The 21173-nt window shown below is 48.6% G+C and carries 15 protein-coding genes and 1 riboswitch; of the genes, 10 read left to right on the top strand and 5 right to left on the bottom strand.

The window, feature by feature from the left end; translation table 11 throughout:
* Positions 1–95: 95 nt before the first annotated feature.
* Positions 96–1163, top strand: a complete 1068-nt coding sequence (locus tag AC3IRK_RS13275; RefSeq protein ID WP_131502310.1) for a glycerate kinase family protein — start codon at positions 96–98, stop codon at positions 1161–1163.
* 104 nt (positions 1164–1267) lie between these two features.
* Entirely contained in the window at positions 1268–1837 is a 570-nt protein-coding gene (locus AC3IRK_RS13270) for a hypothetical protein (protein WP_131972240.1), read from the top strand.
* Between the two features lie 160 nt (positions 1838–1997).
* Here the strand turns inward: AC3IRK_RS13270 and AC3IRK_RS13265 are convergent, their stop codons facing one another.
* A complete protein-coding gene (locus AC3IRK_RS13265; protein ID WP_131502308.1) occupies positions 1998–2477 on the bottom strand; it encodes a glutathione peroxidase in 480 nt (159 codons plus the stop codon).
* Between the two features lie 167 nt (positions 2478–2644).
* Here AC3IRK_RS13265 and AC3IRK_RS13260 point away from each other — a divergent pair, with 167 nt between their 5' ends.
* The 5 genes from AC3IRK_RS13260 to AC3IRK_RS13240 all read left to right on the top strand — a co-directional run bounded on the left by AC3IRK_RS13260 (position 2645) and on the right by AC3IRK_RS13240 (position 8891).
* On the top strand, positions 2645–2839 hold the full coding sequence (locus tag AC3IRK_RS13260) for a hypothetical protein (RefSeq protein WP_012371418.1): 195 nt from the start codon (positions 2645–2647) through the stop codon (positions 2837–2839).
* A 239-nt stretch (positions 2840–3078) separates the two neighbouring features.
* A riboswitch (cyclic di-AMP (ydaO/yuaA leader) is annotated at positions 3079–3231 on the top strand.
* Positions 3232–3552: 321 nt separating this feature from the next.
* Positions 3553–5193 (top strand): potassium-transporting ATPase subunit KdpA, encoded by a 1641-nt coding sequence (gene kdpA / locus AC3IRK_RS13255; protein ID WP_131972242.1) that lies wholly within the window; start codon positions 3553–3555, stop codon positions 5191–5193.
* Between the two features lie 17 nt (positions 5194–5210).
* Positions 5211–7274, top strand: a complete 2064-nt coding sequence (gene kdpB / locus AC3IRK_RS13250) for a potassium-transporting ATPase subunit KdpB (protein ID WP_489170065.1) — start codon at positions 5211–5213, stop codon at positions 7272–7274.
* A gap of 13 nt (positions 7275–7287) precedes the next feature.
* Complete coding sequence (locus AC3IRK_RS13245; protein ID WP_489170064.1) at positions 7288–7809, top strand: potassium-transporting ATPase subunit C; 522 nt, start codon at positions 7288–7290, stop codon at positions 7807–7809.
* A complete protein-coding gene (locus AC3IRK_RS13240; protein WP_489170063.1) occupies positions 7806–8891 on the top strand; it encodes a universal stress protein in 1086 nt (361 codons plus the stop codon). The genes AC3IRK_RS13245 and AC3IRK_RS13240 overlap by 4 nt, the downstream gene beginning before the upstream one ends.
* A gap of 120 nt (positions 8892–9011) precedes the next feature.
* On the opposite strand, the gene AC3IRK_RS13235 is transcribed toward AC3IRK_RS13240, so the two are convergent.
* Positions 9012–12596: an SH3 domain-containing protein gene (locus AC3IRK_RS13235; RefSeq protein WP_489170062.1), complete on the bottom strand. Its 3585-nt coding sequence runs from the start codon at positions 12594–12596 to the stop codon at positions 9012–9014.
* Between the two features lie 198 nt (positions 12597–12794).
* Complete coding sequence (locus AC3IRK_RS13230; RefSeq protein ID WP_131502302.1) at positions 12795–14828, bottom strand: DUF255 domain-containing protein; 2034 nt, start codon at positions 14826–14828, stop codon at positions 12795–12797.
* A gap of 758 nt (positions 14829–15586) precedes the next feature.
* Between AC3IRK_RS13230 and AC3IRK_RS13225 the strand changes: the two genes are divergently transcribed.
* Positions 15587–18334 carry a DUF8508 domain-containing protein gene (locus AC3IRK_RS13225; protein ID WP_426354075.1) on the top strand — a complete coding sequence of 916 codons (2748 nt, stop codon included), beginning with the start codon at positions 15587–15589 and terminating at the stop codon, positions 18332–18334.
* Positions 18335–18358: 24 nt separating this feature from the next.
* On the opposite strand, the gene AC3IRK_RS13220 is transcribed toward AC3IRK_RS13225, so the two are convergent.
* Positions 18359–18715, bottom strand: coding sequence for a hypothetical protein (locus tag AC3IRK_RS13220; RefSeq protein WP_012371409.1), 357 nt, complete (start codon positions 18713–18715; stop codon positions 18359–18361).
* 355 nt (positions 18716–19070) lie between these two features.
* On the opposite strand from AC3IRK_RS13220, the gene AC3IRK_RS13215 reads away from it, so the two are divergent.
* Both AC3IRK_RS13215 and AC3IRK_RS13210 read left to right on the top strand, forming a co-directional pair.
* Complete coding sequence (locus AC3IRK_RS13215) at positions 19071–19949, top strand: CAP domain-containing protein (RefSeq protein ID WP_188004715.1); 879 nt, start codon at positions 19071–19073, stop codon at positions 19947–19949.
* A 139-nt stretch (positions 19950–20088) separates the two neighbouring features.
* Positions 20089–20229 (top strand): hypothetical protein, encoded by a 141-nt coding sequence (locus AC3IRK_RS13210; RefSeq protein WP_165871604.1) that lies wholly within the window; start codon positions 20089–20091, stop codon positions 20227–20229.
* 127 nt (positions 20230–20356) lie between these two features.
* Here AC3IRK_RS13210 and AC3IRK_RS13205 read toward each other — a convergent pair whose 3' ends face one another.
* Positions 20357–21172 (bottom strand): MetQ/NlpA family ABC transporter substrate-binding protein, encoded by an 816-nt coding sequence (locus AC3IRK_RS13205; protein ID WP_012371407.1) that lies wholly within the window; start codon positions 21170–21172, stop codon positions 20357–20359.
* Position 21173: the final 1 nt, after the last annotated feature.

Genomic DNA, 21173 nt, shown 5'->3' with positions numbered 1-21173 from the left:
ACAAACAGAACGTGTCGTGTGCATGACAATTATCATATCATATTTTACTTTTTTTAGATGGTCAAAATAAAGACAAGTTACAGGAGGCAATCAAGATGCATCATTTCATCTGTATCGACAGCTTCAAAGGCTGCATCAGCTCGTCGGATGCAGCACATGCCATCGAACGGGGGATTTTACACGCCGATCCTGACGCGACGATTGATTGGAGCCCTGTCGCGGACGGTGGAGAAGGTACGATTGACGTGTTATCCGCCAACGGATTTGAGAAAATCGTTGCTCCGACAATCGATTTAGCCGGTCGGCCGATTGAAATGTCCTATGCTCAAAAAGACCGGATTGCCGTGATTGAGGTGGCGACAATCTGTGGGTTGCACTTGAAACGTCCGGAGGATGATGCGTTTTCAGTTCATACACGAGGAGTCGGGCGTCTCGTCCGGCAGATTTTGGCGACTGGTGTATCGGATGTCTTTCTTGCCTTGGGCGGTACGGCGACGACCGATGGCGGACTTGGTTTTTTGGCGGAACTGGGGGCTGACTTGCTGACACAAACCGGTGCGCCGATTCCATGGCAAACGAATCCGTTGATGGAAACGAAACAAATCCGTTTGCCGGCAAGGTCCGGTTCCTTACACGTATTGGCCGACGTTACGGCTTCGTATGCCGGCGAACAAGGAGCTGCTTACGTCTTCGGACCTCAAAAAGGACTGATCACATCCGACATCAATTTACTCGATGGCCGGTTAAAAGAGATTGGAAGCCAACTTCACATCGACCATATCAAAGGGGCAGGGGCTGCCGGAGGACTTGGTGGAGCGGCATATGCGCTCGGCGCTTCAATCGAATCCGGAGCATCGTTTGTCCTCCGGATGATTCATGCGCAGGGACGAATCGAACGAGCCGCTTATGTCTGGACAGGGGAAGGACGGGTCGATCGTCAAACCGCGATGGGAAAGCTTCCTTCACAAGTCAGCGCATTAGCTGATTGTGCGGATGTTCCTTGTATCGTCCTGGCAGGAGAAGTCACGGAACGATTGGAACAGGCGTGGATCTGCGAAGCAATTCATGATCCGGGTGAAGGGAAGACACTCGATCCATTCATCACGAAACAACGGTTGGCGCGACGGGCAGAACAAATCGTCCGGCGTTTAAACCTGAAATGACTTTTCTAATTTAGGGAAATGGTTGACTGGAAAAGGAATGAAGCGCTGGCGCTTAGGGTAAAAGAAACTATACTACTCTATCAATTGGAAGGCAGGTCACCACCATGATCAATCAGTCGATTCAACTGTCATTTCGACAAGTCCGGGCACTCGTCGAACATACATTATTGTTATTCAAGGAGCTCGATCAACAACTCGCCAATCGGGGGTACGAACCGATTTTACCGGATGTCGTCCAAACGGAACACGGCATCAGCATTCATCAGACGAAAGACAGCGCGGAGTCACTGGTTCCGCATTTTTTGACCCGGTCTTACACACGTCAAAATGAAAAAGTCTCGAATCATGCGCTGATTGTGTCCGTTCAATACACGCATCCGCTCCACGAACGGTTTGATCCGGTTGTCCTGGTCGGAGACGTCATGTTCAAAAACCCGAAACAGACGGCAAAACTGTTGCTCGATAAACCATGGCTGTTGAAGTATGCCGCCTTCGAATCGACGGCAGCCGGATCATTTGAGCCGACCGGAAAACGTTTCCGGACCCAGCCGATTGAAGAAATCGAATGGCTTGATGTCTGGGGACATCCGTTTACGGAAATGCGGGATGTCGAGGACGTGAAAGTATTGGCGGAAGAAATGATTAAAGGGCACTTGGAGCCGGGGACACCTTGATGTACGGCACGTCATCACGCAAAAATTACGTGAAGCAAGTGATTCTTTTTTGAACGAGACGAGGGTGGCAGAATTGTAATCTGCCACCCTTGTCTTTGTAAAACTGACCGTTGAGTCAGCCCGTTATGTGTGTGTGATACGTAACTCTTGTTCATCGATTTTAGACCGCAACGACAATCCGTTCGATGGCTGCGACAAGATCCGTCGGATTGGTTTTTGGAGCAAACCGTGTCACTTCCCCGTCGCGCGTCACTAAAAATTTTGTGAAGTTCCATTCGACATCCTGCTCGCCTGTCGTGTTTGGCGCAAGTGCCTTCAGTTCTGCGAACAATGGATGTGTTCCTTCTCCGTTGACTTCGATTTTTGAGAAGACAGGGAACGTCACGCCGTAGTTCATTTGGCAAAAGCTTTGAATTTCTTCGTCCGTTCCCGGATCCTGTCCGGCAAACTGATTACACGGAAAACCGAGGACGACGAGTCCTTGTTTCCGGTAATCCTGATGGAGTTGTTCAAGCCCTTCGAACTGTGGCGTCAAGCCGCATTTACTCGCTGTGTTGACAATCAGCCAAGCCTGTCCCGGATAATCTTTTAACGTTGCTTCCGTACCATCAATCCGCTGAAACGTCTGTTCCTGTAACATAAAATTCCCCCTTATGGTCTTACCATCAGTGTATCAAATGCGTCCGGCTTTCGCCTGAAAAACGGTCATCAGATGACAATCCCTTCACAATCCGGTGTCAGACGCCCGGAACAATTATAAAGTTTGATAAAATACAAAAGACTTTGGAAAGAAAGGAGAGATGCCACATGAGAAAGATGTTGAAACAATCGCGTTTTGTCATGATCGCGACGCTTTGTCTCGTCTTGGTTGCAAGTGTTGTTACACTGCTGACCCTCGGATTCGAACGTGATATTGTGATTCTTGTTTCTGGAGTGGTCGCCCTGTGGGTGACGATGCTAGCTCCTTTGACGGTCCAGGCCAAACTGAATGAGCAATCATAACCGATGTTGATTCAAAAAACCGCAGTCCGAGTTCCTGCTGAAGGAGTGTTTCCATTCAGATGAAGGAACCGGTTCCTGCGGTTTTTTTCCTTCTATAACATAGGTCGTAAAAACACTATTTTTATAAAGTAAGTCATCAAAAAGTCTGACTATATTTTTTTTAGAAATTCTATTTACAAGCTTGAATAATCGGAGTAATATCCATCTCATCAACGAACACTAACATGTTAATGCTTCGATCTCAAAGTACGCCGAATTCATGATTGAAGCGGGGGACCCAACCGTCACGACACGTGACACGGGGTGAATCTTCTCAGGTAAGAGAAGTAGGGCGAAATCCTAGGTATGCCCGAATCCGACAGCTAACCTCGCAGGCGTTTTAGGAGGGAACGACTCTTATTCAGTGATGCCAATTTTTTTAGGCGATGCTGGGGCCGTTACTGCCTCACATCGTCTTTTTGCCGTGTTTAATTGTAAAAATATTGAATAATATGGAGGTAATTTCAACATGGGGGACCTTTGGAGTGTCTTGTTACTCGCATTGTTTTTCGGAAGTTCGTTTTTGATGATTGGTTTGATTGAACGGATTCAATGGCGGGCAGGTGACCGGAAATGACCTGGTTTTTGCTGGCTACCGGTTGTGTTGTCTTTTTGTATCTGAGTTATTGTTTGATTTATCCAGAAAAATTCTAATCGCATAGGAGAAACAAATCATGTGGACTCAATTTTTAATTCAATTTTGGATTTTACTGATCATCACCCTGGGAGCGGCCGTTTTGCTTGGACGGTACATCGGAACGGTCTTTGCACCTGTGGCCATTCGAAAAAACGACTGGATCGGTAAGGTGGAACGACGACTCTTGTTGTTGCTCGGCGTCGACGAACGAAAACAGGACCAGTCATGGGTCGGTTATGCGAAAAGTCTGCTGCTCGTCAATCTGTTGTTCTTCGTCGGAGGATACGTGTTACTCCGTTTTCAAGGCATCCTGCCTTTGAATCCGAACGGTGCCGCTAATCTTGACTGGTCGACTGCCCTGCATACGACCATCAGTTTCATGACGAATACGGATCAACAGCATTACTCCGGTGAAGCATTATCCTATCTGTCACAGACGTTTGTCCTCGGAACGATGCTGTTCGTCGCACCGACGATGGCCTTTACAGTCTGCATCGCCGTCATCCGCGGCCTGGCGAATCAGCCGCTCGGGAACTTTTATGCGGACTTCGTTCGTTTCATCATCCGTGTCCTACTTCCGGTGTCTTTCGTATTTGGCGTGTTGCTGATTTTACTCGGCGTCCCGCAGACGTTTGGCGGTGCCGTGACGGTGACGACACTCGAAGGCGCGAAGCAGTTGATTTACCGCGGACCGGTCGCTGCTTTTGAAGTCATTAAACAGCTCGGGAACAACGGTGGCGGATTCTTCGGGGCGAACGGCGCCCACCCGTTTGAAAACCCGAACCAGTACGTCAACTTTATCCAGATGTTTTTGATGCTGCTGATTCCGATGTCACTTCCAATCGCTTACGGAAAACTGATCGGCTCAGCAAAACAAGGCCGCCTTTTCCTCGGTGTCATGACCATCCTGTTTATGCTGATGACGTTCGGGATGGCGGGCAGTTTGTTTGCGAATCCGACCGCACACGGTCAGGAACTCCGGTTCGGTCAAGTCGGAACTGTCTTGTACAGTTCCATTACGACAGCGGCTGAAACAGGTGCTGTCAATGCGATGCACGATTCGCTTCATCCGCTTGCCGGATTAATCCAGCTCGGAAACATGATGCTGAATGTCGTCTACGGCGGAACGGGTGCCGGTTTCCTGAACGTACTGCTGTATGCGTTTGTCGCGGTCTTCCTGACCGGACTATTGATCGGGCGGACGCCGACCTTCCTCGGCAAAAAGCTCGAGACGTTTGAGGTCAAGCTGATGGCAATTACGTTACTCGTTCCGCCGTTTCTGATTCTGGTCGGAACCGCGATTTCGATGTACGTCGCACCGGGTGTCGGAGCGATTTCCAATCCCGGCTACCATGGTCTATCCCAAGTTCTATATGAGTTCACCTCGGCGACGGCCAACAACGGTTCCGGCTTTGAAGGACTTGGCGATGCGAACGTCTACTGGAATGTCTCGACGTCGTTTGCCTTATTCTTTGGTCGTTACATCCCGTTAATCCTGATGCTTGCGATTGCCGGATCGTTAAAAGCGAAACCGGCTGTTCCACAGGATGAATTTTCGTTTAAAACAGATACCCCACTTTTCGGTACAGTTTTCCTCGGTACGGTCGTACTCGTCGGTGCACTGACATTCCTGCCAGTGCTCGTGCTTGGACCTATCGCGGATTGGCTGACGATGTGAACAGGAGATAATGAAAGATGATGGAACCAATCAAAGATCAACCTACTGGGCAGAAACCGAACGTTCCGGAAAAAGAAGCAACAGCAACTGTCAATCCATCGATTGCGAAACAAGCGACACTTGATGCCCTGAAAAAACTAAATCCAATGCATATGGTCAAACAACCGATCATGTTCGTCGTCTGGATCGGTTGCCTGCTGGCAATCGGTTATACGATTTTCATCGATGAGATGCGCGGCTTTAACTTAGCCGTCAGCATCATTCTGTTCCTGACCGTCTTATTCGCGAATTTCGCTGAATCGATTGCGGAAGGACGCGGGAAAGCGCAGGCAGATTCCTTGAAAGCCTCGAAAGCTGATGTCATGGCACGCAAACGGGTCGGTCAAATGATCGAGAACGTGTCCTCGGCAACACTGCGTAAAGGCGACATCGTTTTTGTCCGGACCGGTGAATATGTACCGGGGGACGGGGAAATCATCAAAGGTCTGGCATCGATTGATGAATCCGCGATTACCGGAGAATCGGCACCGGTCATCAAAGAAGCAGGGGGCGATTTTTCGTCCGTCATCGGCGGAACGTTAGTCGTCAGTGATGAAATTGAAGTCCGGATCACGAGCAATCCCGGCGAGTCATTCCTCGATCAGATGATTGCGCTCGTTGAAGGGGCAAGCCGGCAAAAAACACCAAACGAGTTGGCGCTGTCGACTTTACTGACAAGCTTGACGCTGATCTTTTTACTCGTCGTCATGACACTGCCTGTCTTTACGAATTATTTAGGATTCAGCTTATCGGGTCCGATCCTGATTGCACTGCTCGTCTGTTTGATTCCGACGACGATCGGCGGATTGTTATCAGCAATCGGAATTGCCGGAATGGATCGGGTGACCCGGTTCAACGTCATTGCGATGAGCGGGAAGGCGGTCGAAGCGGCAGGAGATATCCAAACGATTATCCTCGATAAAACCGGAACGATTACATTCGGGAACCGGATGGCATCTGACATTTTACCGGTCGGTGACGCAACGACGGAAGCCGCCTTTGCCGGCGCGACGCTCTCGTCACTTGCCGACGAGACACCGGAAGGCCGCTCGGTTCTGGAACTTGCCGAACTGCGAAACATGACGATCGAACATGACCGTTTGCAAGGTGCGGAAATCATTCCGTTCCGCGCGGAAACACGGATGTCGGGACTTGATTTAGCAGACGGTCGCCGCGTTCGAAAAGGGGCCGGTCAAGCGATTCAACAGTGGGTCGTTGATCAAGGGGGAGACATCCCCGGCAATCTTCAGGAAACGGTCGAGCAGATTTCCCGTCTTGGCGGCACGCCGCTCGTCATTGCCATCGATTCGACGATCTTAGGTGTCATTTACTTGAAAGACACGGTCAAACCCGGCATGCGGGAACGATTTGACCGCCTGCGGGAGATGGGGATTAAAACCGTCATGTGTACCGGCGACAATCCATTGACGGCAGCGACGATTGCCCGGGAAGCCGGAGTCGATGACTTCGTCGCCGAATGTACACCGGAAGATAAGATCCGGGTCATCAAACGCGAGCAGGACGCAGGACACCTGGTCGCGATGACGGGGGACGGAACGAACGATGCGCCGGCGCTCGCTCAGGCCGATGTCGGTCTTGCGATGAACAGCGGGACACAGGCAGCAAAAGAAGCAGCCAACATGATTGATCTCGATTCCAATCCGACGAAAATCATCGAAGTCGTCGAAATCGGGAAACAGTTGCTGATGACACGCGGCGCGTTGACGACGTTTTCGATTGCCAATGATGTCGCGAAATACTTTGCGATTATTCCGGCAATCTTCATGGTCGCGATTCCCCAAATGGAACTGCTCAACATCATGCGACTCGATTCGCCGACGACCGCGATTCTTTCGGCCTTGATCTTTAACGCGATTATCATCCCAATGCTGATTCCGCTCGCGATGAAAGGTGTCTCGTATAAACCGATGACAGCGGATCAGCTACTTGGTCGGAATTTACTCATCTATGGTCTCGGCGGCGTCATCGTCCCGTTCATCGGCATTAAAATCATTGATGTCTTGCTCGCAAGCATCCTATAAGGAGAACAGAATCATGAAACAGGCCATTCGTGTGACGGTTTTCGTCACCGCGTTGTGCGGGATTGTCTTTCCCGCTTTGCTGACCTTATTCGGTCAGTTACTCGTCCCGGACAAAGCAGCCGGTTCTTTGCTGCAGGAAAACGGAAAATTCATCGGATCGGAATTGATCGCTCAACCGTTCACGTCGAAACAGTATTTTCACGGACGTCCGTCAGCGGTGGATCAATTAGCGGGAGCTTCTGCCGGGGATAACCTGGCCGCGTCAAACCCGGAGCTTGGCAAGCAGATGGCGGAATACGAAAAACAGAATCAGGTGGACGGCGCTTCGCTTCCGGACGATGCCCGCGTGACATCCGGTTCTGGCTTCGATCCGCACATCTCGCTCGACTATGCGCGGGCACAGGTCAAACGGATTGCAACCGAACGAAATCTCTCGCGTGATGCTGTTCAGCGATTAATCGATCAGGAAGCAGGGAATAATCAATATGTGAACGTTTTGATGTTGAATCTGAAACTTGATCGGAGTCCATCATGACACGCGGAAAGCTGAAGCTGTATATCGGCTCGGCTCCCGGTGTCGGGAAGACGTATAAGATGCTGGCGGATGCCCATGCGTTGGTCCGGGAAGGCAAGGATGTCGTCATCGGTTTGATCGAGACGCACGGCCGTCGGGATACGGCAGAGATGATCGGGCGGCTCGAACAGGTGCCGTTACTCGAAGTCCACTATAAAGAGAAAGTGTTTCTTGAAGTGAACGTCGAGGCGATCATTGCCCGCAAACCGGACATCGTGTTGATAGACGAACTGGCACATACGAATGCGCCGGGATCGGTTCGGAAAAAACGGTATCAGGATGTCTCTGTCCTGCTTGAAGCGGGAATCAATGTCTATTCGGCTGTCAACATCCAGCATTTCGAAAGCCTGCTGTTTAAGGTGAAAGAAATGACAGGGGTCGAAGTCCGGGAGCGGATTCCGGATCCCTTCCTCGGGGAGGCGGATGAGATTCTACTCGTGGACGTGACGCCGCAAACCTTGCGCGAGCGGTTGGAACACGGGAAAATCTATAAAAAAGAGAAGATTGAACAGAGCTTAAATTCTTTTTTCTCCTTGCAAAACTTAGCGAGCTTACGGGAGTTATCGCTCCGGCAGGTCGCGGATGAAGTCGACGATCAAGTGTATCAAGCACGTCTCTTGATCGAAAAAGATCCGACATTGTTACAGGAACGAATTTTAGTCTGTGTCCAGTTGAATGAAAATGCGCGAAAGTTAATCTATCGTGGATTTCGGATGGCGAGCCGGATGAAAGCGGATCTCTATATCTTGACGATTCTACCCAAACCGGAAAACCAGTTGCCGGCATTTCAAAAAGAAGTACTGGCGATGTTACGGGAAAGTGGTGCCCTGTTTGACGCAGAAGTTTTAATTCGGATTCAAGGAGAACGTTCGATTGCGGAGACCATCACGGCGGCCGCAAAACATCACCGCATTACACAAATCGTGCTCGGTCAATCCGCACGGACCCGGTGGCAGGAAATCCGGCGCGGTTCGATCGTCAATCAAATCATGCGCCAAAACCGGGGCATTGATTTGCAAATCGTCGCTGATGATCAAGTCTGACAGGGTGTCTCTTCCGCGTAAATGCAGGGGACGTCTTCCGTCAGATGGTGGCGGTCAAAGCACACAAAAAAATCCAGACCACGAATCGATTGATTCAGTGTCTGGATTTTTTTGTAGTTCTTAACGCGTAAAGACTGGAATATCAAAGACGGCCGTATAGCTGTCCATCTGTTCATACAGCTTGTAGATTTGGGTTGTTTGTTTGACCGCCCAGCCCATATCCGTCGCGTACTGGTGAACACCGGGACGCATCGGACTCCAACGCATTTTGTAGAGTGTGTTTTGATCGTAAGCATTGTGGATGTATGTCGTACTGATGAATTCAGCACCACCGACGATGGCGGCTTCCGGTGTGAACCATCCTTTGCTGTACGCATATGCAGCACCTGTATTGATGGCATCGTAGTCATACGCGCCGATTCCGTACATGTTGTAGACCGTGCGTCCGTTCCAAATGACGCCTGTCGCAAGTTTCGACGTCCCGTTCCCTGTCTCAAGTAAAGCATGTGAGATGAGGTACGCTTCGTTGACCGAATACTTCGCACCGGCATCGATGAAAGCTTGGCCGCAGCTGCCTGTCGTACATTTACCGAAGATTCCTTTTGTCGCGAGGATATTGTTCAGCGTCGCGGCTGAAGCACCTGTTGATTTGGATAGATCAAGGAACTGGTAATAGGCAGAGGATTGACGGTCGACTTTTAACGGGTCGGCCGCATTCCGGACATCGGCTTCAAGAGCGTTCAACCAATAAATCGTTGAATAGCGTGTAGTCGATGTATAGACACGCGGATAGGTCGTATAGAATCCGCTGACGTTTTGGTAGACCTTAATCATCACGTTCGGTTTGAACTGACCATAGACGTGACTGGCAGTCGTCGCACCGGAGCGTATGTTCAGCGGTGTCGTTGCCGTGACAGTGGCAATCGTTCCGTTGACAGGATCAAGTGCACCGCCGAGGCGAACGTAATCCGAACTGACATACATCAGTTTCGAAGCATATAAATCAGTTTGCGGTGGCGGATTCAGTTTCATTTGGGCACTGATGAAGCTGTCAAACGTATACGGAGTGGCGACCGAATTATAGACGTTCAGCTTGGCTGATGTCATGACCATGGTTCCGTTGTACGCATAAAGCGTCTTCCCTTCATAAGAAACTTCGTACCAGCTGCCGATTTTACCGGTGACCGGTAAAATCGTGTTCACCGGAATGGAAGCGACGAGCTGATAGGCATCCCCGACGTAAGACCGGAGCGAAGTCGTACCGGTTGCCCGGACGAATGATTTTTCAATCGGCTCATAAGCGATCGGTGAAGTCGGTTGACCGAGTTTGATGTAACCTGTTTTTCCGTTGACAGTGACTTGATGCCACTGTCCGTTGACGGATGTCGTGACAAGGGTTTTCGTCGAGTAGACATTGCCTTTGTTTAAGTTGGCGATTGTTGTTGCCGTATCTTTTGCATCACTTTTGACAGCGACCGGAGCATCGAGTAAGAAGCGGACTTCTGCAATCGTCGTTGTGTCCGAGAACTCCGTCAAAGTGGAAGCAGCTGCATAACCGCTTTTACCGGCATAGGTGATTTTCATCCAGTTGCCGATCTTTCCTGTCACCGTGACGACTGTTCCGTTCGGAATGGTCGTGACCGAAGCGTACGATGGTCCGGCATATGACCGGAGCGGTGTTGAAGCTGATGTTTTATATTTTGTAGCCGGTAATGCCTGATAGTCGATCGATGTTCCCTGGTTGACGCGAACGTAACCGGTTTTTCCGTCGATTGTCATCCGGTGCCACTGTTCCGACCGGCCGTTCGTGACGAGTTGTGTCGTGTAGTAGACGTCATTTGCCGCCAGCGTCGTAAACGTATCGGCTGTCGAGTGATGCGATTTCTTGACATCGACCGACTTCGATAAAACGAACCGTGAAGCAGGCAGGGTCTTTTTCGTAATCAATTCGGTCATCGTATCTGCAGCGACATAACCGGTTTTCCCGTTCGCTGACACCTTGTACCACTCCTGGATTTTTCCGATGACTTGAACGTTCGTACCCGTTGAAATCGTTGCAACAGTCGCATATGAATTGCCTGCATATGTACGCAGTGAAGTTGTTTCTGTTGCTTTCATCGCCAAATTCTCTGAAGTATAAGCGACGGGTGTTCCCTGGTCGACCGGGACGTATCCTGTCTGACCGTCTTTTGTCACACGGTGCCATTTAGATGAGCCGTTCGTGACGAGTTGATTCGTTTGATAGATATCATTCGTCTTGAATGTCGTGACTGTGGCAGCAGTTGCTTTCGGTGCGGCTTTCATCGCGACATCTGTTTGAAGCTTGATAGCTGTTTCTGGAATCGGTTGTGTCGTCACGTAGTCTGTAAACGTTGTACCTGACGCGTAACCTGATTTTCCATCGTACGAGACTTTATACCAGTTGCCGATTTGTCCCTGGATTTTGATGATAGTGCCGCCTGGAATCGTTTTGATGACACCGTAAGAAGGTCCGGCGTACGAGTGTAATGCCGTTGCTGTCGTTGTCTTTAGAGAAAGATCGTGGACCGTATAGTACTTGATCGTTTTTCCCTGATTGACTTTGACATAACCTGTTTTGCCGTCTTTTGAGACTTTATGCCATTGCTCGCCAAGCGGGTTCGTCACGAGTTGTGTAGTGTAGTAGACGTTACCCGTCTGTAAGCTGGCAAGTGTCGCACCGGATGAAAACGGAGTGGCTTTGATCTCAACCGAGTTCGACAACAGGAAGCGTGACGATGCTAACTTGACCTTCGCCGTGTATTCATTTAAAGCAGCAGTCAAGACATAACCTGTTTTGCCGTCATACGTGATGCGGTGATAGAGACCAGAACGGGCAGTCGATTTGACGATCGCTCCTTTTGGAATCGTGACAAGCGGTCGTTTTGTTCCGTCCGTCGTGTCGTACAGGACAAGAGCCGATTTCGTCTGGAATGCGGTTTCCGGAATCGTTGTTACCTCTTGTTTAGAAGAGCCGGCAAACGCACCTTTGTGCATGTAACCTGATTTGCCTGCATACGTGACATTGTACCAGTCACCGATTCGTCCGGTCGTTTTCAGGGAAGTCCCAGTTGGAACGACAACCTGCCGCGGATAGGCTGTACCGGCATATTGACGGAGAATGTAGCCGTCTGTCGTCTTTAACGCGGTTTTTGACATTTTCGTATAGGCAATCGGGGTCGCGTTCAAGGCACGCGCATACACCGTCTTGCCGTCATACTTGACGCGATAAAAGATTTCACCAACCGAATTCGTGATTTTTTGTGAGCTGTAGTACGCATCCTGTTCATTTAATGTAGTGATGACAGGAGCTGTCGCCGACGCCGATTTATAAAGAGGCGTCTTTTTCGAAACGAGGAACCGTTGTCCCGAAATCGTTTCTTTTTGATCAAATGCTGTTAGATATTTTGACGCGACATATCCCGTTTTTCCGCCGTATGCTACTCTTCTGAAATAGCCAGAAGACGACTCATACGTGGATGAAACGATAGTTCCGGTCTTGATCGTCAACAAGCGTTTCCGTGAAGATGTCGTCTTGTCATACAGATAAGTATCGGCAGACAGACGGTAGGTCGTTGCTTTGGTCGTCGCAGCTTCGAGTGAAGGGCTGTAAGAAACAAATATGCCGAGGACCAGGATAAAGCTGACCAGCATCTTCAAGGGTTTCGTGAATAGTGTCGTGTTCAAAGATCGTATCCTCCTAGTTAGAATTCGTCCGAAGACGTTTCGGGCTCTAGGATGTCAATTCTAAGATGTGAAATTAATTTGCCTATACTTACTATCGACAATAAAACATTTATCTACAGTATATTTAGATTTTTTTTGAAAAAAGGGGTTTAGTTTTTTTAAAAACCCTTCTGTTTTAGGAAACAGAAGGGAATTAAGTCATATCATGATTTTTTGAAAAAGTTCCGACAGATTAGTCGTCGGTCGGTCGCATTGAAAATCATGACAAAGATAGGCTGTCGCCTGTCGAGTCGGAGCATCGTACGTGGCAAGGAATGGAGCGATTTCGAGCAAGTCCGTTTTTGAACCGACGAGCAGTGAAAGTTCAGGCAGGCGGCGCTGATGGAGCTGCGTCAGAAACGAGGCGACGTCCGTGTAAGATTCCGTCAACAAGATCAACTCCTTTGGTTCCATCAACGTCCGCGTGTAGACACTCAGAAGACTGGCGAAACCGGTCGGTTGAGATTTAATTTCGGAAGCAAGCGTCGAGAAGTTCCGCTGGGCCTGATCCCGGTAGTCGGTCCGGCCTGTCAGCTGGGATAAACGAAGCAGATTCGAGACAGCCGTGCTGTTACCGGCCGGTTTGACGCCGTCATAAACATCTTTCGGCCGCATGAGTAACGTCTCGTCCTCAAATGAAGTAAAGAAAAAGCTGCCGTCTTCGTCAGAGAAGTCCCCGATCATCCGCTCTGTCAGCCGGATTGCCTGTTTGAGATAGGGGATGTGCTGTGTCGTTTGATGCAGCTCGAGATAAGCTTCCGTCAAGAAACTGTAGTCATCGAGATAACCGTTTCCTTGAATATGACCTTGACGGTACCGGACGTGTAACCGGTCGTCGTCCATCAAATGGGTCTCAAGGAACGTCAAAGCCTGTCGGGCACGCTCTGTATACCGCTCATCGTTAAAAACACGTCCTGCTTTCGCATAGGCAGAAATCATCAAGGCGTTCCAAGACGTTAAGACCTTATCGTCACGGAACGGACGGGTCCTTTGACTACGGAAGAGCAACAAGGTCCGGCGCTCCTGCTCGAGTTGGATCAGGATATCTTGGACAGCGGTATTTCGATCAGCCGAGAGTTGCTGAATCGATTGACCGGTCCGCCGAAAAACAATCCGCCCTTCGAAGTTTCCTTGAGGCGTGGCTTGATAGAGAAGTGGGAAAACGGCGTCTTGTCCGAGTAAATCCGTCAGTTCATCGAATGTGAACGTATAAAAAAGACCTTCGCGACCTTCGCTGTCCGCATCTTCTGCCGAATAAAACGCACCGTCCGGAGAGGACAAATCGCGTTCGATGTACGCAAAAATTTCTTCCGCATATTGTTTAAACCGTTCTCTGCCCGATACTTGATACGTTTCGATACATAATGTCGCAAATAAGGCATTGTCATACAACATTTTTTCAAAATGCGGGATTTCCCAGCGTTCATCGACCGTATACCGGTAAAGACCGAATCCAACGTGATCGGTGATTCCGCCATCCCGCATCGCGGTTAAGGTCCGCATGACCATTTGCAAGGCGGTCTCATCTTCTGCGAACCGGTAATAATCGAGCAGGAAAGTCAGCAACGAAGGCGATGGGAACTTAGGAGCTGTGCCAAACCCGCCGTTCTCCACATCAAACTGACGCATTGCCTGATCAAATGTCTCGTGGACCAATGCCTCATCCAGTGGATCCTCTGAGTCGAAGGTCGTGACCGCCGTTAACGCCTGAATGATTTCCTGTCCGACCCGTTTGATTTTGCCCGGATCGGTCCGGTAGTGTTCACTGAGCTGCAAAAGAACCTGTCGGAAGCTCGGGCGGTTGAATTGCGGTGTCTTCGGAAAATAGGTACCGATGTAAAAAGGTGTCTGATCCGGGGACATGAAGACGCTGAGCGGCCAACCGCCCTGTCCGTTCATCAGTTGGGCCGCCGTCATATAAATCTGATCGATATCCGGTCGTTCTTCCCGGTCGACTTTGATCGAGATGAACCAGTCATTCAGCATCCGGGCCGTTTCTTCGTCTTCGAAGCTTTCGTGTGCCAAAACATGGCACCAATGACAGGTCGAATAGCCAATCGACAGGAAAATCGGTTTGTTCGCCGAACGGGCAGCGGCAAACGCTTCTTCCCCCCATGGATACCAATCAACCGGATTGGTGGCGTGTTGGAGTAAATAAGGACTTTTTTCATTGATCAGTCGATTCGTCGCCATCTCTAAAACCTCGTTTCTTCTATAGTAATAGTCAGTCGTCTTTTGATAACCTTAACGATACCGGTGTTCGGGAGATGAATCAACAAAAGGACCCGTATCCAAAATAGAAGTTTCTTAAAAAAGATTGACTTTATAAAATAAAACGTGGTATATTAAATTTTGTCATGAATCGGGGATGATCACTCATGTGAGAATCCATCACAAAAATACACAATTTAATAATCAGGTCAGGATTTTTAGACCTTACTGACAAATGAGTCAGACATAAGTCATCGCTTTTATTTTGTCCTTCTTCTGTTGAACGAGAAGAAGTTGACCCAGCAAGATAAACCTTCCATTCGATACTTTTCAGCTCATTTCCGAGCGAAATTCTAAAAATCCCAGTAAATACGCAACCCAACGCGTAACTTGATTCTTGCTAAAACGCTTGATTCAGCTGGCGCGGCCAAGGAGCCGTAACAACGAAAGAGAGGTAGGGCTTTCGTCGTTTCAGGTGTTTTGATCACCTGTATCCTCGATTCTCATGACACCTAAAAAACAGACACGCTGAAAAGGCGTTTTTTTTATGCCGTTTTTTCATAAATATGACTACGGAAGCTGAGCATTCCATCCTGAAAGACGAATGATTAATTTTTGTAAGCGTTAACAAGTTATTCTTTTACGAATATTAACATCTTTTTTTACATAAAACATACACTATTCATGAATTAATCTGATAATATAAAGAAGTGTCAGAAAATTCATAGGGGGTCAACATCATGAAGAACGTCAGTACGTTTGGGAAGTGGGCATTGGTCGGAGCATTAACAGCAGGAATTCTTCCACAAGCAGGCATTACGGTCGGGGCAGAAGGCGAAGGCGTCATCTTGTCCGAGTACATAGAGGGGTCAAGCAACAACAAAGCGATTGAAATTTATAATGGTTCGGGTCAAATCATCAATCTTTCAGATTACACGCTTGTTCAATATACGAATGGTGGACCGACGGAGTCAAAAATTACACTGTCGGGAACGCTTGAGCCGGGAAAAACATTTGTCATTGCCAATTCAAGTGCGAATGCAGACATTAAAGGAAAAGCTCAGCAAACAACAGGTTCACTAAACTTTAACGGAAATGATCCTGTTGCCTTGAAAAAAGGCGATGTCGTCCTCGATATTATCGGTCCGGTCGGCTCAAGTGCTGATTTCGCGAAAGATACGACACTCGTTCGGAACTCAAACGTAACAGCCGGTTCGAAAACATACGAACCATCACAATGGACAAGCTTCCCGGTCGACACGTTAACGAATCTCGGGACGCACGCTGCTGAAGCCGGAGACATTTTAGTCGCACCGACGGCGTCACCGGTCGGAGAAGTCGATCGCGGCGATCAAGTGACGTTAAACGGAGAAGGTACGATCCACTATACCGTCGACGGATCAACACCGACTGCTGAAAGTCCGGTCTACTCCGGTCCGATTACAATTAATGAAGAAATGACGATTCAGGCAGTGGCCGTCAAAGACGGAAAAACGTCTGCTGTTTCGACATTCAAATACTACATCGCACCTCCAATCACGAAAATCAGCAGCATTCAAGGAGTCGCGCATACATCACCATACGCGGATCAACTTGTCCGGACGACGGGTGTCGTCACATATATCGTCGATGCCAACAACTTCTACATGCAGGATCCAAATCCGGATAACAACAGTAAAACGTCTGAAGGAGTGCTGGTCTACGCGAAAAACCACGGTGCAGCAGTCGGACAGACTGTCGCAACTACAGGATACGTCAAAGAATGGTTGCTTGGCGGATACAGTGACAAGTTCGATACGGATCTCGCGGTGACGGAAATCAGTACCGTTAATCTTGTTAAAGGTGCATTGAACTCAGGATTGCCGGCAAGTATCGTTCTCGGGGAAAACGGTGTCTTGATTCCGACGAAAGTCATCGACAACGATTCATTTGCTGAGTTTGATCCGGCTGAAGATGCAATCGATTTATACGAAAGTGTCGAAGGAATGCGTGTCGCGCTTCCAAATGCCATCGTCACGGGACCGCAGGCCAACCGGACGATTCCGGTCCGTACGCAAACAGCGGATAAAGTCTACACGAAACGCGGCACACCGATTCTGACAGCGGATAATGCCAATCCGGAGCGTCTGTTCGTCGAGATGGGCAGCAGCTCGTACCGCGCGAAATCAGGGGACCGTTTCGAAGGAACAATCGAAGGAGTCATGAGCTATAATTACTCAGCGTATAAAGTGTTAGCGAAAGCAGCAGACTTACCGAAACTGATTACAAGTGAAGTCGATCGTCAACCGACGAACATTGAAACAGGCGATTCACGTTTGACGGTTGCTTCGTATAACGTGGAAAACTTTGCTTCAACGGCGGATGCCGGAAAAGTCGACCGTGTCTCGGAAGGAATCGCGACATTCCTGAAAACACCGGATATCGTCGGTTTGACAGAGATGCAGGATAACGATGGGGCGACAGACAGCGGCACAGTCGATGCATCGAAATCATTTGAGACATTGATTACAGCAATCGAAGCGAAAACAGGTGTCCGTTATGCGTATACGGATATCGCACCGGAAGATAAAAAAGACGGCGGACAACCGGGCGGAAATATCCGTGTCGGTTTCTTATACAACCCGGCTCGTGTTTCACTTGCACCAGGTGAAAAAGGAACAGCGACAGAAGCTGTTGCCGTTGAAAACGGTAAGCTGACGAACAACCCGGGTCGCATTCAACCGAACGATCCAAACTTTGACAGCTCACGGAAACCGCTCGTCGGCGAATTCATCTTTAAAGGCGAATCGTATCACATCATCGTCAACCACTTTAATTCAAAAGGTGGCGATGGAGCGGACTTCGGTAAAAACCAGCCGGTCGTTCGTAAGAGTGAAGTTCAGCGTCACGCAATCGCTGGCATCGTCCAAAACTTCGTCAATGAACTGGAAACAGAAGTGAAAGACTCGAACGTCGTCGTACTGGGTGACTTGAATGACTTCCAGTTCTCGAAAACACTTGATATCTTAAAAGGGGACAACCTCTGGAACACAGTGGATGATCTTCCGAAATCGGAACGTTATTCTTACGTCTATAACGGAAACGCACAGGTTCTCGACCATGTCTTGATTTCGAAAAACCTGAAGCCGTATACATCGTCTGATATCGTCAACATCAACTCGGATTATATGGAAGCGGACGGCAGTGCGAGTGACCACGATCCAGCCATCATCTCCATTCAAGGAATGGAAAGTGCTGTCGCAGTAAATGGTAAAGCAGAAATCGGAAAATGGCGTGCTGTTCAAAAAGGAAAGCATATCTTCATCGAGCGTCAACTTGCCGGGAAGTGGGACAAGGCAAGCGAAACACATGCCGATCAACAAGGAGATTTACTTGAACTGCGTGTTTCTCAAGGTCGTCCGTATATCCAGGTGAAAACGAAAAAAGGGAAAACGATTTGGCTTGAACTGTCGAATGGTTACAAATTAAAAGAAACAACGAAATACTAAGCAGTTGTATTAAAAAAAGCGGACTTAATTGTCCGCTTTTTTGTGTATTCGGATAAAGAGTGAGAAAAAGGACAGCAGACTAATCGTGAGGGTAAGCAGTAACGCGAGGTTTAACGGGATGACACGGAACATGTACGTAAAATGAATGATGATCAATAACAGGATAATGGCAAGACCGGGAAGAAATTGTTTGCGTAACAGATGACCGACACCCGGGACAAGGAGTTCGAAACCGAACCGTTGACTGATATGGACTTCTTCATGGGCATTAGCGAGACTGAATGAGACAGTCAACAAAACTAAAATGAGCCATCCGGAAAACAGATACTGCTGAATCGGTAAAAACGTAATCGATTCATAGATAAAATAAAGTAGAATCATGGCATACTCCTTTGGAAGTGAATATTATATGGAATTTCCTTATTTTTTCCTTACGAGTTCTAATGATAGCGAGGGTTTTCAGGAACGGCAACAACATTTAAAGGGAATAAAAATAAAAGAATGTTCACACATTTTAACAACAGGGAAAGAATAGTTTATTTTATGTATGATAATGGTGTGAGAATGCCATAAATAAAGACGTCAGACCTCTTTTGCACAAAAAATCTGAGATGTGTCAAAACTGTGAAGCGGAACAGGGAATCGTGTGATTTCACTTGAAACGATAGCTTAGACTGTTCGAACAGACAGGTTTCTTTTAAAATGAAGTCAATAGAAGAACCGAGGAGGCAAGCAGATGAAAAAGTGGTTAGTACTCGGAGTAGCAGCGGTCGCTTTCTTCAGTTATGAAAATACCCCGATGGAACAAGCAGAAGCAGATTATCCGAAAAGCGGCGGAACGCTGATTGATCGATATACAAGTGAATATCCGGGTTATGACTGGGAAGTCAGACGGACGGCGACGGAAGAGTTCGTGGCGTTGACGAAAGACGGCAAGGATTACGGAAAGTACCGTTCGAAAAACGGTGTGACGACGCAAGGGGCCGTCTTAAATAAAGACACGGAAACGACCCTTGCGAAAAAAGGCTGGAAAGCCGTCAAGTCGTACCGGAAAGGCAATACGAACTATTTGCTGAATCTCGATCATGCCGCCGTCTATGAAAAAAAGGATCGGTATGTGACCTACTTCTTTGACCAGCACGATGGCAACAAAGTCAAAGCGACACTCGCGATACCGAAAGAGGTCGAAGCGAAGAAGAGTGGATTTTACGGCAAGGCGTCCACTGCCTTGCGGACGACGGATGAGAAGCTGATGTTGCGTTTGATGAACTGGGACCGGGCCGATTATAACCTCGGAGCACTGACGCCGTACAGTACTTTAAAACCGATCACGCGCGCGCACAGTGAGAACATGGCGAAGAATAATTTCTTCTCTCATACCGATCCGGAAGGGCGTGATCCGTTTGACCGGATGAAAGAAAACGGAATCCGCTTCTCGGCAGCCGGAGAAAATCTGTCGATGGGCTATCCGAATGTCTTTGCAGCGCACTGGGGCTTGATGAACTCCAAAGGACACCGTGATAACATCATGAACAAGACCTTCGAACAGGCGGATACCGGTGTCGCGTTCCGTGACAATGCACCGTACTTTACGATTAATTTCCGGACGCCCTGAAGTAACATTTAAAACGAAAATATACGTATCACCCCGATTTCGCGAAAGAGAAATTGGGGTTCTTTTGTGTGAATCAATCTGTAGATGGATGACGCACCACCTAGAGTTAAATCCTATCTTGAAAAATGAGAGAAGGCTTTTGATTGACGAAGCCTTGTCTTCTCAGCTCGCTTTTCTCGGGCGGAACGCAAGCCGCGGTCATTGTTTGATGACCGGGTCTCGCCTGTTCCTGACGGAAGCGAAGCTTCCTTTTCCCGTAGAAGTCGAGCGGAAGACGTGACTTCTCCAAGAGTCATCATTCAATGGAAAACCCCTGAAACCGTTCCACCTCTTTTTTGTAAAGGGAGGCAGCTATTTCAGGGGTTTTATATCATTTTTAGATAAACTGATATACAAAAAGAGTTATGTTAGTTTGCCCAGTCCGGTTTACTGAATCCTTTGAATGATTTTTCGATAACGTTATTAAAGTCATCCGATTTGACGACAGCCGTCAAATCTTTCGCCAGTTGTTTATCGGCATTCGATGTTTTGATAGCGACCAGATTCCGGTACTGCTCGTCCATTTTTTCGAGTGCCAGTGCATCCAGTAAATCAAACTTCGCGGCTAACGCAAAGTTTCCCGGAACGGCAGAAATATCGACACTGTCAATGGCACGCGGCAGTTGGGCAGCTTCGAGCGGTTTGATGACCAGTTTCTTCGGATTTTTGACGATATCTTTTTCGGAGACTGTCAACGGATCCACGTCGGCTTTCAGTTCAATCCAACCTTGGTCAGCGAGCAGGTTCAGTGCCCGGGCCTGGTTCGTTGGATCGTTTGGTGTCGCGACTTCAGCTCCCGTCTTGACGTCATCCAGCGATTTATAGGATTTGCTGTATAAACCCATCGGCGCCGTTGGGACAGTAATCAGTCCTTTAAGGTCGAGGTTCTTTTCCTTCGCAAATGTCTTCAGGTAGATCGAGTGTTGGAACAAGTTGGCGTCGATGTCGCCACTGCCAAGTGCGATGTTCGGTTGAATATAATCCCCGAACTCGACGATTTCGACGTCGTAGCCTTTCTTTTCAAGCCCGGGTTGGATCGCTTCTTTGACCATGTCGCTGTAAGGTCCGCTCGTTGCCCCGATCTTGATCGATTTGTTGTCTTCTTTGGCGCTGCTGTCGCCGCAACCGGCAAGAATACCGGCTCCGAGTAGTCCTGTTGCTAAAAAGGCATAACGTTTTTTCATA

This window comes from Exiguobacterium sp. GL_137, assembly GCF_057834585.1.
This window is presented reverse-complemented; position numbering and strand designations above follow the sequence as displayed.